The organism is Streptomyces sp. NPDC043952 (assembly GCF_056435325.1).
Genome location: NZ_JBWKES010000055.1, coordinates 1 through 13,873 on the forward strand (window position 1 = coordinate 1; position 13,873 = coordinate 13,873).

Annotated in this window: 10 protein-coding genes and 1 rRNA gene; 7 read left to right on the forward strand and 4 right to left on the reverse strand. The window is 70.2% G+C overall.

The window, feature by feature from the left end; translation table 11 throughout:
* Window positions 1-81 (forward strand): 5S ribosomal RNA (gene rrf, locus AC069R_RS32950); the annotation flags it as partial.
* A 628-nt stretch (window positions 82-709) separates the two neighbouring features.
* Here rrf and AC069R_RS32955 read toward each other — a convergent pair.
* From AC069R_RS32955 to AC069R_RS32970, 4 genes are all read right to left on the reverse strand, one after another.
* Complete coding sequence (locus AC069R_RS32955; RefSeq protein WP_478770375.1) at window positions 710-5,452, reverse strand: putative T7SS-secreted protein; 4,743 nt, start codon at window positions 5,450-5,452, stop codon at window positions 710-712.
* Window positions 5,452-6,090: a hypothetical protein gene (locus tag AC069R_RS32960; RefSeq protein WP_478770376.1), complete on the reverse strand. Its 639-nt coding sequence runs from the start codon at window positions 6,088-6,090 to the stop codon at window positions 5,452-5,454. The genes AC069R_RS32955 and AC069R_RS32960 overlap by 1 nt, the downstream gene beginning before the upstream one ends.
* Window positions 6,087-6,608: a hypothetical protein gene (locus tag AC069R_RS32965; protein ID WP_478770377.1), complete on the reverse strand. Its 522-nt coding sequence runs from the start codon at window positions 6,606-6,608 to the stop codon at window positions 6,087-6,089. The genes AC069R_RS32960 and AC069R_RS32965 overlap by 4 nt, the downstream gene beginning before the upstream one ends.
* Window positions 6,609-6,747: 139 nt before the next feature.
* Window positions 6,748-8,472, reverse strand: a complete 1,725-nt coding sequence (locus tag AC069R_RS32970; protein ID WP_478770378.1) for a chitinase — start codon at window positions 8,470-8,472, stop codon at window positions 6,748-6,750.
* Between the two features lie 257 nt (window positions 8,473-8,729).
* On the opposite strand from AC069R_RS32970, the gene AC069R_RS32975 reads away from it, so the two are divergent.
* The 6 genes from AC069R_RS32975 (at window position 8,730) to AC069R_RS33000 (ending at window position 13,867) form a co-directional block, all read left to right on the forward strand.
* Complete coding sequence (locus tag AC069R_RS32975; protein ID WP_478770379.1) at window positions 8,730-9,590, forward strand: hypothetical protein; 861 nt, start codon at window positions 8,730-8,732, stop codon at window positions 9,588-9,590.
* A gap of 78 nt (window positions 9,591-9,668) precedes the next feature.
* Complete coding sequence (gene cpaB, locus AC069R_RS32980; protein WP_478770380.1) at window positions 9,669-10,382, forward strand: Flp pilus assembly protein CpaB; 714 nt, start codon at window positions 9,669-9,671, stop codon at window positions 10,380-10,382.
* 12 nt (window positions 10,383-10,394) lie between these two features.
* Entirely contained in the window at window positions 10,395-11,639 is a 1,245-nt protein-coding gene (locus AC069R_RS32985) for a CpaE/TadZ family protein (RefSeq protein WP_478770381.1), read from the forward strand.
* 130 nt (window positions 11,640-11,769) lie between these two features.
* A complete protein-coding gene (locus AC069R_RS32990) occupies window positions 11,770-12,099 on the forward strand; it encodes a pilus assembly protein (RefSeq protein WP_478770399.1) in 330 nt (109 codons plus the stop codon).
* A 1-nt stretch (window position 12,100) separates the two neighbouring features.
* Window positions 12,101-12,517 carry a TadE/TadG family type IV pilus assembly protein gene (locus AC069R_RS32995; protein WP_478770382.1) on the forward strand — a complete coding sequence of 139 codons (417 nt, stop codon included), beginning with the start codon at window positions 12,101-12,103 and terminating at the stop codon, window positions 12,515-12,517.
* Window positions 12,518-12,529: 12 nt separating this feature from the next.
* Window positions 12,530-13,867, forward strand: coding sequence for a CpaF family protein (locus AC069R_RS33000; RefSeq protein WP_478770383.1), 1,338 nt, complete (start codon window positions 12,530-12,532; stop codon window positions 13,865-13,867).
* The last annotated feature ends 6 nt before the right edge of the window (window positions 13,868-13,873 follow it).

The following is a 13,873-nucleotide window of genomic DNA, read 5'->3' on the forward strand; positions in this document are numbered from 1 at the left end:
ATTCCGAACCCGGAAGCTAAGCCTTTCAGCGCCGATGGTACTGCAGGGGGGACCCTGTGGGAGAGTAGGACGCCGCCGAACAATCATTCCGGGAAGCCCCCGCACCATTGGTGCGGGGGTTTTCTGTGTTTAGGGCACACTACCGCCCCCCGAGGGAAGGCCGAAACCGGGGCCCCGGTTATCAGACACTCGGTGTGGCTCCGGTGTGGGCAATATGCTCGGTATGTACTGGCCCAGGTGATCCGCCCCGCCGGCGACAGAAACCGCGGGGCGGTCCGGACGACATGAGACTTGCCGCCTCCTCTTTGAGTTTGCTGATTCACGGCTTCGTCATACGTATAGGAGTCGATCTTGTACGGACAGATTGGGGGACACTTGGATTTCCATGACGCCGACGCATTCACCCATGTGAAACTCTACCAAGATATGCTTTGCTGGCGGAGCGGAGGAAACCGTCATTCGGGTCGCGCCTTCGCGGTAAATATCCAGCACGTTGGCCCCGTTGCTCCTTGTCCATCGTGCTCTGACCGACCTGGTCAGAGCGTCATATGAAAAGGCGAGAGAGTCGCCCTCGGTGGACTGGAATGTGAGAATGCGAGCACCACTTTCGTCGGTATCCGGCCATTCGTCGATCTTGTTGAGGACCTCTTCGTCGTCAGGGACGATAAAATCTCTATACATCAGCAAGTTATCTTTCGCTATAGGTAGGCTAGTGCGGCGGGGAGCCGTGGATGCTCACGCTCGGGCCGCTACCGCGGAAAATGACAGTAGACAACCTGCGTCCGCCGTCAGGAAGGAGTTCCCATGTGCCCTCGACGTCCAAAGCGCCGTGTGGCCCGTATAGGACGGAATGCGTGACGCCGAAATTTCCGCTACCGCCGGCCCATTCTTTGGTAAAAGTGCGCTCGAACGGTTGATGTGACGCATCTTTCAGATGTTGCGTCACGTATTCACGCATATTAGGAGTGTCATTGATGCCGATCCGGTGAAGCTGCAATTCATTTTGGACTGCGCGAGGGGAATTGTGTGAATTTGGCTTGATGTCCTTGTTGAATAGATAGTCGAGCTTTCGAGGGTCCACCTGTGCGGCGCTGCTCTCGTCTGGAGTGCATCCCGCAAGCCCTGCTGGGTCCATCCACGTGTGAGGGTTGTGGACGTAGGCGGCTGGGTTGGGTGCGGGCGTGAGTCCGAGCGGGTCCGAAGTGAGATACCGCGCTGTCTCGGGGTCGTAGTGGCGGAAGTAGTTGTAGTGGAGGCCTGTTTCGGGGTCGTAGTACTGGCCGGGGAAACGTAGGGGGGTGTACGTCGTGCTGTCCGTTGTCCACGCCGTTGTTCCCCAGAGGGTGCTTCGGGTGCGCCAGGCGAGGTTGCCTTGTTCGTCGATCAGTTCGTTCGGGGTGCCGATCAGGTCGGTGACGATGGCGAAGAAGCGGGAGTCGATTTCCTCCTGGGGAGTGTTGGCCGACGTAATGCGTTCGGTTTGGGAGAGGGGGCGTAGGCCCTGGTGGTCCCAGGTGAGGGTTACCGGGTTGGGGAGGGATGGGGAGGTTGTCGTCTGTTCGCAGAGAGTCGTGCCGTCCCAGATGAAGGTCACCTGTTCCAGGACGGTTTCGTCGTCTTCTGCCAGGCGGAGTTTGGCGGTGCGGCGGCCCAGGGGGTCGTAGGTGTAGCGCCAGCGGGTGCCGTCGGGGGTGACCACCGAGGTCAGGCGGTCTTCGGGGTCCCACGAGTAGCGCCAGGTGTCCGCCTTCCTCGACAGGCGGGTTTTCTGGCGGAGGGTGATGCGGCCTAGGGCGTCGTGTTCGTAGCGGACGTTGCCGGCGCGCAGGATGCGGGTGCCGTCGTAGGTGCGGGGGCCGGTCGCTTCCGTGCCCGGATGGCCGGAGGGCCAGGTCGCGTCGGTCTGGTTGCCGGCCTCGTCGTATGCGTAGCGTTCGGTCCAGCCGGCCGCGTGGACCGCCGTGACCCTGCCGGTCGCGTCCAGGTCGAAGCGGCGGGTGCCTGAGAGGTGGTCGTCGATGCCGGTCAGGTTGCCGTCGGCGCGGTAGGTGTAGGAGCGGTGCTGGAGCAGGGCGTCGTCCGCGCCCGTCACCGATTGGGTGGCCAGGCGGCCCAGTGGGTCGAAGGTGTGGGCCAGGGTGACCGTCTCGCCGATGTGGCGGTTCAGTTCGCGGCCCGCCTCGTCGTAGGTGAAGTCGATCGGGCGGCCTGACGCCACCATCCCGGTGCGGCGGCCGGCTGCGTCGTAGGACCAGGTGGTGACGGCACCGGTCGGGGTGGTGCGGCCCGTACGGCGGCCCAGCTCGTCGTAGGTGTAGGTCAGCGTCCGGCCGTCGACCGTCTCCGAGCGCAGGCGGCCGTAGCGGTCGCGGAGCAGGGTGAGCGTGGTGCCGTCGGGGCCGGTGGCCTGGGCCAGTTGGTCGGTCAGGTCGTACGCGTACGTCGTCACCTGGCCGGCCGCGTTCTTGCGGAGCGTCTGGCCGAGTTCGTTGCGTTCGAAGGACACGACCTCGCCGAGGGCGTTGCGGCGGGAGGTCAGGCGGCCGGCCGGGTCGTACGCGTAGGTCAGGGTGCGGTTGTCGAAGTCCGTCTCCGTGAGCAGGCGGCCGGCCGCGTCGTAGGTGTAGTACCAGGTCAGGCCCTGTGGGTTGGTGACCTTGGTCAGGCGCAGTTCCGCGTCGTGGGTGAACTCGTAGCGCACTCCGTCGGGGCCCGTGCGGGCCGACAGGAGGTCGAAGTGGGTGTACTCGAAGCGGGTGACGCCGCCCAGCGCGTCGGTGTGGGTCGTGCAGTTGCCCTCGCCGTCGTACGTCCACGTCTCCGTCGTGCCGTCGGGGGCTGTACGACGTGTCAGGTGGCCCTCGGTCGTCCACTCCAGGTGGGTCGTGGCGCCGGTCGGGTCCGTGATCGTGACCGGGCGGCCGAACGGGTCCCGGACGTAGCGGGTGACCGCGCCCAGGGGGTCGGTCACGGTCAGGGGGAGGCCCGCGCGGTCGCACACGAGCGTCGTCGTATGGCCCAGGGGGTCGGTCACCGAGGTCAGGTGGCCGGACTCGTCGTAGGTGAAGCGGGTCGTCCGGCCCGCGGGGTCGGTCACCGAGGTGCGGTTGCCGCGGGTGTCGAAGGTCTGCCGGACGGTCGTACCGTCCGGGTTCACCAGTCTCACCGGCAGGCCCAGGTCGTCGTACTCCGCCCGCGCCTCCCGGCCGTCCGGGCGGACGACCGAGGTGAGGTTGCCCGACTCGTCGTAGCGGAACGACGTGGTGTGGCCCAGCGGGTCCGTCGTGGACAGCAGGCGGTTGTAGCGGTCCCGGACGTGGCTCGTGGTCGCGCCCAGGGGGTCGTTCTCGGCGACCACCTGCCACGCGTCGTTGACCAGGTAGCGGCGGGTGTGTCCCGCGCCGGTCGTCGCCGTCGTCGTGCGCAGACCCGTGCTCGGGTCACGGTCGCCGTAGGTCAGGCGCAGCGTCATGTGGCCGGCGGCGCCGCCCTCCGCCACGCAGCGGTCCCGGTCGTCGTACTCATACGTGTAGGAGCGGTCGTTCGTGTCCGTCCAGGACGTGATCCGGCCGCGGTCGTCGTAGCCGAAACGCAGGGACAGGCCCGAGGAGTTGACGACCTCGGTGAGGTTCCCGTCGGTGTAGGCGAAGCGCTTGAGTTCCTCGCCCGTCGTCGCCAGGCGGTACGACGTGACGCGGCCCGAGTCGGTGGTGATGCGGACGCCCTGTCCCGCGCTCGTGACCACGGCCAGCGGGGTGCCTTCGGCGTCGTACTCGAAGGTGATCCAGTTGCCGTTGCGGTCGTCCACCTGTTCCAGGACCGCCAGACCCTCGGTCCGGTCGGCGAAGTGCCAGGTGCGGCGCGTCTCCGGGTCGGTGATGGTGTAGCCGCCGTCCACGCGGTCGAGCGGCCGGCGGGGGCCGTGGCTGGGCAGGGTCGGCAGGCCCGGTGCGGGGTGGGGGTACGACAGGAGGAGGCCGTCCTCCGTGACGAACACGACGCCCTCCGCGTCGATCTCCAGGCGCTGGTCCAGTGTGGAGGACCACGAGGGGCCGAACCAGCGGCCCAGGTGGTAGCCGGACTCCGCCCGCCGTTTGAGGAGCAGGGGGAGGGCGCCGGGGAGGGTGACGTCGGTCTGCGGCAGGTACATCCTGCCGGTGGCGAGGTCGATGGGGTCGGTGCCCTTGCTCGACACCGACTCCTGCTCGCGGGAGGGCTGGTGCGGGTCTTCGCGCACCGTGTCCCGTGCGGTCGCCTTTCCCGCATCCTCCACGCCGGCCCGCGCGCCGTCCTTCAGCGTGTTCTCGGCCGCCGAGCGCATCCCCGCGGCCAGCACGTCGCGCGACAGGCCCACCTCCAGGCCGGCGCCGTCGCCGGCGAGAAGCTGGGGCAGCAGGCGGCCGCCGAACTCGGACGGGTCCTTCCTGAAGTCGGACCACATGCCCTTCAGCGCGGTGTCGGGGTGCAGGCCGGTGTCGACCAGGCCGCTGAGGGTCATGCTGACGTGCTGGAGGTAGTTGGCCGGGTGCGTGATGTTGTAGAGGTCGATGGGGTTGGCGCCGCGGACGAAGGTGTACAGGCCCGCGGTGCCCTTGACGACGCCGCCCACGAAGTGGACCGCCTCGCTGTCGACCTGCATGTAGCCGTCTTCGAGGTTGTGGCGCAGCCGGGTCAGCGGGGGAGGCTCGGCCGGGGCGTGGGCGAGGGCCGTCTTGATCTTGCCCTGGGCCTCCGTGGCCACGGTGTCGCGCTGTTTGCGGGCGGCGGCGAGCTTGTGCACGGCCGCGTCGATGTCGGCCTTGCCCGGATCGTGGAAGGGTCCCGGTTTGGGACCTGGATCCTGGTGTGCCTTGACCTTGGCGTTGTAGGCGTCGGCCTTCTTGTTGTACGCCTCGACCGCGTCCTTGGACGCCTTCGTGCCCTTCTTGTAGAGCTCGACGGCCTCCTTGGCCTGGCTCTGGGCCCACGTGACGGTGTCCGCGTACGAGTCCAGGGCCTTCGCCGCGCCGAGGCACGCCTCTGCCGCGTTGGCCCACTTCGCCGGGTGCATGCCGAACTTCTCGCGGAAGGTGTCCCCGCCCTCGCCTTCCCAGCCGGAGGAGTCGACCTTGCGCATCCCCTGAGCGACCTTGTCGAAGGCGGCGTGGAAATCGCTGAGATGCCCGGCGCTCACGCGGATGCGCTCGGGGTCGCCGTGGAGGAGCTGCTGCGGGTCGTCCGTCTCGTCGAGCTGCTTCTCGCCGGGGGTGGCGCCGAGGTAGGAGGCGAGTTCGTCGCCCGCGTCCTCGACCTTGTCCGCCCACTTGTGCAGACCGACGTGCTCCAGCTCGCCGCCCACCTTGTGCGCGGCCCAGTCGACGCCCTCGCCGACCTTCTTCTTGCCCGCCTCCCACGTCTCCTCGCCGGCGCCGAGGACGGTGTTGGTGATCTTGCCGAGTTCGCCCAGTCCCATCAGCCCGCACCGCCCTGCCGCTGGGCGGCTGCGGCGCGATCCTCGGGGGAGGGACCGAAGGCACCGGCGAGCAGCTTGTGGTACTCCGCGTCCGACATCCCGCTCGGTTTCATGCCCACGGCCTTCGCGGTCGGCGACTCCATGAAGTCGCGTGTGTCGTCGTACCAGCCCTGCTTGCTGTTCGCCCACGCCTCGTCGAAGGACTTCTCGCTGTAGTCCACGTTCCCGCCGTACGGGCTGGACTTGAGGATGTCTCCCCAGCTCATCTTCTCCACGTCCGACTCCGAGGCGTCGGGGTTGCCGATCACCGCGTTGGCGACGTCCTTGAACGTGCCGTCCACGTAGTTCTCGGTGTCGTAGTACGTGCCCGCCGCCAGGCCCGTCCTCACCGCGAAGCCGCTGCCCTCGTCGATCAGCGCGCGCACGCCCCACTCCCAGCGCTCGCAGAACGACTTGAACTCGCCGGTCAGTCCGTCGTGGCCCAATTGCGTCCCGGTCAGGGCGATTTTGTCGAAACCCCGGCCGGTGTCCGCCACATAGACGAGCCCCAGCTCCTTCAACTCGCCAAGAGCGTCGTTCAGGCCCTTGGTGATCAGCGCCAGGCCCTCGGTCTTCAGGTCCTTGCCGTCGCCGCTCACCTGGCTGCTCCCGCTTCTGCCGCCACGTCCACCGCCGCGCGGTCCGGCACGATCCCCGCCACCGGCGGGAACAGTGCGCCCGCGCCGCCCACGTCCAGCGCGACCCCGCACGGCACCCCGACGGCGGGCACCGCGGCGTCCAGCAGCCGCGCGCCCAGCCACCTCTGGTACGGCCATTCCCGGTCGCCCTCGCCGCGGGCCAGCGCGTACCGGGCCAGGGCGGCTTCGCTGGAGAAGGCGTAGATCCAGCGGACGCCGCCGTAGTCGCCCGTCAGGGGCACGTCGTGCTCGTCCACGGGTACGAGGACCGCCGTGCGGCGGAACTCGCCCAGCCGGACGGCGAATTCACGCAGGCCGCGCTCCAGCGCGTCATCGAGGGAAGGGCCAGAGGAGATTCCGGTCAACGGCGCAGAAGTGTCTTCGCCCGGTGGTGTCTCCTTGTGCTCCCGCTCGGCGGGTCCCGTCATCTCCGCGTATTCGGAGAGCCGTGACCTGCGCGTCTCTTCCGTCGAATGCATCCCGCCCCCTGGCCGATCCTGCCCAGAGCATCACATTGGCCTATTGCCGGTCGCAACGCGAATCGGGCGGGGGTGGCCGGAATGCGCGGGGCGCCCGGACTCCGCGGGGGAGGCCGGGCGCCAGGTGGTGGGTGTCAGGTCACGGCAGTGCGTGGACGTGGGAGCCCACCGTGGTGGACCAGGTGTTGCCCGAGGAGGCGTCCCAGTTGGTGGACCAGGTCATGGCGCCGCGCAGGTCGGGGTAGGTCTTGGCGGGTTTGAAGGTGCCGCAGTCGGTGCCGGCGGTGAGGCAGTCGAGGGCGTTGTCCACCACCGAGGGGGAGACGTAGCCGCTGCCGGCCGCGCTGGTGGAGGCGGGGAGGCCCAGGCCGATCTGGGAGGGGGCGAGGCCGCCCTGGAGCTGGATGCAGGCGAGGGCGGTGAGGAAGTCGACCGTGCCCTGACTGTAGACCTTGCCGTCGCAGCCCAGCATGGAACCGCTGTTGTAGTACTGGGTGTTGACGACCGTGAGGATGTCCTTCACGTTCAGGGCCGTCTGGAAGTAGGAGGCGGACGTCGACTGCATGTCGATCGTCTGCGGGGCCATCGTGATGATCAGGGAGGGGCCCGCCTTCGCGGACAGGGCGCGCAGGGCCTGGGTCATGTACGTCGAGTTGAGGCCGTTCTCCAGGTCGATGTCCACGCCGTCGAAGCCGTACGTCTGCATCAGGGAGTAGACGGAGTTCGCGAAGTTCGTGGCGGAGGCGGAGTCGCTGACCGAGATCGTGCCGTTCTGGCCGCCGATCGAGATGACGACCTTCTTGCCGGCCGCCTGCTTGGCCTTGATGTCCGCCTTGAACTGGTCGACCGTGTAGCCGCCGAGGTCGGCCGAGTCCAGGGTGAAGGTGACCGCGCCCGGCGTCGTGGACGCGTCCGCGAAGGCCACCGCGATGATGTCGTAGGCGGCGGGCACGTCGGAGATCTTCTGCACCTTGGCGCCGTTGTTGAAGTTCTGCCAGTAGCCCGTCACCGCGTGCTTCGGGAGGGAGCCGCCGGTGTTTCCGCCGCCGCCGGTCGAGGCGGTGGTCGCCGTCACCGCCGGCGACTTCTGCGACTCGCCCGCCGCGTTCGTCGCCGTCACCTGGAAGGAGTACGAGGTGGCGGGGGACAGGCCCGTGACGGTGGTCGAGGTGCCGGTGGTGGAGGAGACCTTCGCGCCGTTCTCGTACACGGTGTAGCCGGTCGCGCCCGAGGAGGTGGACCAGGTCAGGGTGGCGGAGGACGAGGTGGTGGCGGAGACCGCGAGGCCGGTGGGGGCGGCCGGGACGGTGGGGGACGGGGTGCCGGTGCCGCCGCCGTCGGGGCCGTAGAGGGAGACGTCGTCGGCGTAGTAGGCGGCCTGGCCGTACCACCCGTGCGTGTAGAGGGTGACCGAGGTGGTGGACGCGCCCGTGGTGAACGACGTCGACAACTGCTTCCAGTCGCTCGTGTCCGGCGTCCAGGTGGAGACGTCCGTGGTGCCCGTGCCCGTCACGCCCAGGTAGGTGTAGCCGCCCTGGACCCAGGCGCTCAGGGTGTACGAGGAGTCGGGCTTGACGGCGACCGTCTGGGTGCACTGGGCGTCGTCCTGGCCGGCGGGGGTCGCCTTCAGGGCGCTGGTGCCGGAGTGGACCGGGGAGGAGACGGTCGTGCCGCTGCCCGCCGAGCAGGTCCAGTTCGACAGGCCGGATTCGAAGCCGGCGTTGACGACGTTGTTGACGTCCGCCGCGGACGCCGGGGCCGCGGTCGCGGCGAGGCCGGCGGCGGCGAGGGCGAGGGTGACGGCGGCGGACCATGCCGCCAGCCGGCGGCGGGGTGGTCTGGGGGTGCCTGGTGCGCGGTCCACGGGGACCTCCGGGGAGGGGAGTCGGAGTGGGGGCGGAGCCGGTGGCCACCGGTGCACAGACAAGTTGGTCCAGACCAATCCTGCTGTCAAGAGGTCCAGACCGTTGCGGGGGTCGGCCGGTTTCGCAACCTGCCCCGGTTTGCGGGGACTTGCCCCCGGCGAGTTCCACATGTGCTTCACCAACGCTGTTCTCCCGCCCCGCACGCGTGGATACAGTGCTCGGGTAGTCACGCAGTGAAGTCACCGGGGAGCGGGGCGTGCCAACTGCCATTGCCGTGACCAGTGCCGACCTGGCGCTGCCGCCACAGGACGAACGCACCATGCCCGCCGTCGTGCTGGCCGGGCTCGACCGGCACCCCCTCGACCACGCGCTCACCGAACTGAGCGAGGCCATCGAGAGTCACGGCCATGTCGTCGTCCTGTGCTCGGCGGCCACCCCGGAGCCGGTCGTACGGCGCCTGTACACCCTGCGCTCGCTGCTGGAGAGCGACCGGGTCGCGGTCTTGAGGCCAGGGCTGCCGCCGCTCGGAGTCGCCGTGCTGGGGCGCCAGTTACGGCAGCTCGCCACCTGTGATCTCGGTCCCGGCGTGCTCGCCTGCGCCGGTCGGCTGCTCGCCCACTACATCCACGCCGGCGCGGTCCTCGGCTCCGTCGCCCGGCTCGACCGGGTGCCGGTCGGACTGAAGGCGCACGCCAGGTCCTGGGTGCCGGGCAGCCAGTTCGCCGTACTCGCCCATCCCGAACCGCAGCTCGTCAAGGTCGCGCCCGAAGCCACCCTCAAGGGGCCCGAGTTCCCCACCTGGATGCTCCTCGCGAAGGGGCAGCTGCCCGGCGAGTGGGCCGCCGGACTCGGGGCCGCGTGGCAGGTACAGGGGGTGCGGGAGACCGCGCTGCCCGCCGAGTCCCGCGCGTGGTGGGGGACCGGCCGCATGGTCGAGTTCTGCGCCCACCTCGACGATCTGTCCGTGCTGTACCAACTGGTCGCCTCCGTACGGCAGTCGAGCTGCCACTGGTGCGGGCTCGACGTCATCGGCGACCGCTGCGTCTTCTGCTCCGCCGTCCCGCCCGTCCACGAACCGCCCGCCCCACGGGCCCTGGAGCCCCGCACGCCCGCCTGAGCCGAGGACGGCCGCCGGACCACGACCCGCACGTCCATATCCCGAACGACCGACTCCCCCAATGAGGTTGCACGGTTCATGAACTCCCGTCAGCGCCGCGGCGTGATCCTCCTGCTCCTGTCGGTCCTGTGCGCTCTGCTCGCGTTCGCCGGCGTGCTCTCCGTCGTCCACGACGTCGACTCCAAGGTCGGCCCCGAGGTCACCGCCTACCGGGTCCGCTCCGACGTCAAGCCGTACACCGCCCTGGACGCAGGCCAGTTCGAGAAGATCAGGATGCCCAAGCGGTGGCTGTCCGGGACCGCGGTCACCGATCTGCGGCAGCTCCAGGGGAAGATCGCCGTCACCACGCTGCGCGCCGGGTCCCTGCTGCAGAGCGACATGATCGTGGACCAGCCCGCCCTCCAGCCCGGACAGCAGGAGGTCGCCATCATGATCGACGCGGCGACGGGCGTGGCGGGGAAGATCACGCCCGGTTCGCGGGTCAACGTCTACGCCACCTTCGCGGGCAAGAAGGAGGGCGACCCCGACCAGTCGAAGATCATCGTGACCGACGCGCGCGTCCTCGACGTCGGCCGGATCACCGCCCTCGACCCGGACGCCGCGAAGAACAGCGGCCAGCAGCAGCCCGGTGAGGCCGTCCCGATCACCTTCGCGCTGTCCACCCTCGACGCCCAGCGCATCACCTACGCCGAGTCCTTCGCCCAGCGCGTCCGGCTCGCGCTGGTCGGCCCCGGCGGCGACACCGGCGTCCCGGACAAGGACCGCACCTACGAACTCGCGACGGACAAGTGAGAGGCGGCCCGCATGCCGACCAGGATCCTCCCGGCGGGCGCCGACCCGGACGCCGTCCGCTCCCTCGTCACCCTGCTCAGCCAGCTGCCCGACGCCGAACCGCAGCCGCCGGTCACCGACTCGACCCGACTGGTGGACGCCCTCGGCCGGCTCGCCGCCGAGTCAGTGGACGAACTTCCCGAGGTGCTCGTCGTCCATGAACGCATCGGCCCCGCACCGGCGTTGGAGCTGATCCGGGAGATCGCCCTGCGCTTCCCGGCCGTCGGCGTCATCCTCGTCAGCCACGACGCGAGCCCCGGCCTGTTCGCCGCCGCGATGGACTCCGGCGCCCGCGGACTGGTCGCGCTCCCGCTGTCGTACGACGAACTGGCCGGCCGGGTGCAGACGGTCGCCCAGTGGTCGACGGAGGTACGGCGCCATCTCGGCCAGGGCGGCGGCGAGGCGCCGGGCGGCCCCGGCGGTACGGTCGTCACGGTCAGCGGCGCCAAGGGGGGTGTCGGCGCCACGCTCACGGCCGTACAGCTCGCGCTCGCCGCGCAGGCGTCCGGGCGGTCCACCGCGCTGGTCGACCTCGACCTCCAGACCGGGGACGTCGCCTCCTACCTGGACGTGCAGTTCCGGCGCTCGGTCGCCGACCTCGCCGCCATCAGCGACATCTCGCCGCGGGTCCTCGCCGACGCCCTCTTCCGCCATGACACCGGGCTCGCGCTGCTGCTCGCACCCGGCGAGGGGGAGCGCGGCGAGGAGGTCACCGACCGCGCGGCCCGCGGGATCGTGCGCGCCCTGCGCTCGCGCTACGAGGTCGTCGTCATCGACTGCGGCGCGCAGCTCGGCGGGGCGGGCGCGGCGGCGGTCGAGACGGCCGACACGGCGCTGCTGGTCACCACGCCGGACGTGATCGCCGTACGCGCCGCCAAGCGGACCGTGCGGATGTGGGACCGGCTCCAGATCCGCAAGGCGGAGGAGACCACGGTCGTCGTCAACCGGCAGAGCAGGCACACCGAGATCCAGCCCGCGCTGGTGCAGCGGATCACCGGTACGGCGCTCGCGCGCACCGCCGTACCCGCCAACTTCAAGGAGCTGCAGGCGGTGGTGGACGCGGGGCGGGTGCATGAGCTGGACGCCCGCAGCACGGTGAAGCAGGCGCTGTGGGCGCTCGCGGGGGAGCTGGGGCTCGCGCGGGCGGCCGAGGGCGCGCACCGGGGTGGGGCGCGCGGTGGGGCGCTCGGTGGGGGCTTTCGGCGGCGGAAGGAGTGAACCGGTGACGAGTGGACCGGCGGCGAGTGGTCTGGCGGCGAGTGGACCGGTGGCGAGTGGACCGGTGGCGAGTGGACCGGTGGTGAAAAGGGGCGCGGATCAGGGCCAGGTGAGCATCGAGTTCCTCGGCATGACCCCGCTGATCCTGCTCACGCTGGTGCTGGTGTGGCAGGCCGTACTCGTCGGGTACACCTTCACGCTCGCCGGGAACGCCGCGGACGAGGCGGTACGGGCCGGTACGGCGGCGCCGCCGGGTGGTGCGCGCCAGGCGGCCTGCTCGGCGGCGGGGCGCGGGGACCTGTCGGCGGCGTGGCGGTCGGACGCGACGGTGAGCTGCGGCGGGTCCGGCTATGTCACGGCCGACGTCTCCCTCAAGGTCCCGGTGCTCTTTCCGGGCCTGTTCGTCTTCCCAGCGCGGGTGCACGGCCACGCCGGCGCGGTGGAGGAGGCGAAGGACTGAGATGCCGTACCCGAGCGGACGCCGTGACCGATGCGGCCGTAGTGACTGCCGCGGACGCCGTGACCGCAGCGGCCGTCGCGACCTCCGCGGCCGTCGTGACCGTGGTCAAGTCGCCATCGAATACCTGGGGTTCCTCCCCGTGCTGCTGCTCGTCGCCCTCGCCGGCATCCAGCTCGGCGCCGTCGCGTACGCCGCCGAGCAGGCCGGTACGGCGGCCCGAGCGGGGGCGCGGGCTGCGTCGCTGCGGCAGGACGCGCAGCAGGCGTGCGCGGCGGCGGTCAGCGGGGGGCTCGACGTGAGCTGCGCGGCGGGCGGCGGGGGCGGCTCCGTGACCGTGACCGCCACCGTCCGCATCCCGGAGATCGTGTGGAGCTTCGGGGACGCCACCAAGACCGCGACCATGCCGCTCGACCACTGAGGAGCCGGGACCATGAGCCTGCGGGCACGCATCAGCACTCCGGAGGAGCACGGCAGCCGGGGCGGCGACGGGCACCTGGTCGCCGCCTACCGGGCCAAGCTGCTGGAGGAGATCGACCTCGCGGAGATGGGCGCGCTGGCCGCCGCGGAGCGCCGCAGCCGCCTGGAGCGGGTGCTCGGGCACATCATCAGCCGCGAGGGCCCGGTGCTCTCCACGGTGGAGCGCGCCCAGCTGATCCGGCGGGTGGTGGACGAGGCGCTGGGCCTCGGCATCCTCGAACCCCTCCTGGAGGACGCCTCGATCACCGAGATCATGGTGAACGGCGCGGATGCGATCTTCGTCGAACGCGGCGGCCGGGTCGAGCAGTTGCCGCTGCGGTTCGCCTCCGCCGAGCAGCTGATGCAGACCATCGAGCGGATCGTGTCGACCGTCAACCGCCGGGTGGACGAGTCGAACCCGATGGTGGACGCGCGGCTGCCGTCCGGCGAGCGCGTCAACGTCATCATCCCGCCGCTGTCGCTGACCGGACCCGTCCTCACCATCCGCCGCTTCCCGCGCTCCTTCACCCTCCAGGAGCTGATCGGGCTCGGCTCGCTGGCCGAGCCGATGGTGTACCTGCTGGCGGGGCTGGTGCGGGCGAAGTTCAACATCATCGTCTCGGGCGCCACCGGCACCGGCAAGACCACCCTGCTCAACGCCCTGTCCGGGCTCATCCCGCCGCACGAGCGGATCATCACCATCGAGGACTCCGCCGAACTCCAGCTCCAGCAGAGCCATGTGGTCCGGCTGGAGTCCCGGCCGCCGAACGTCGAGGGCAAGGGCCAGATCACCATCCGCGACCTGGTGCGCAACTCGCTGCGGATGCGGCCCGACCGGATCGTGGTCGGCGAGGTCCGCGGCGGCGAGTCCCTCGACATGCTCCAGGCGATGTCCACCGGCCACGACGGCTCGCTGGCCACCGTGCACGCCAACAGCGCCGAGGATGCCCTCACCCGGCTCCAGACGCTGGCCTCCATGTCCGACGTGGAGGTGCCGTTCGTCGCGCTGCACGACCAGATCAACAGCGCGGTCGACGTCATCGTCCAGCTCACCCGGTTCGCCGACGGTGCCCGCCGGATCACCGAGATCGCGCTGCTGGACAGCCACGGCGGGGAGCCGTACCGGCTGGCCACCGCCGCCCGCTTCGAGGCGGAGCCGATGACCGCGGACGGCCGGGTGCCCGGTGCCTTCGCCTACTTCCCGCTGCCCCGCCGCACCGCCGACCGCCTGCACATGGCGAGCCAGCCCGTCCCCGGCGCCTTCGGCGTCGCCCGCACCGCCGACCAGCTCGCCACCCGAGAAGCCAGGTAGGCCCCC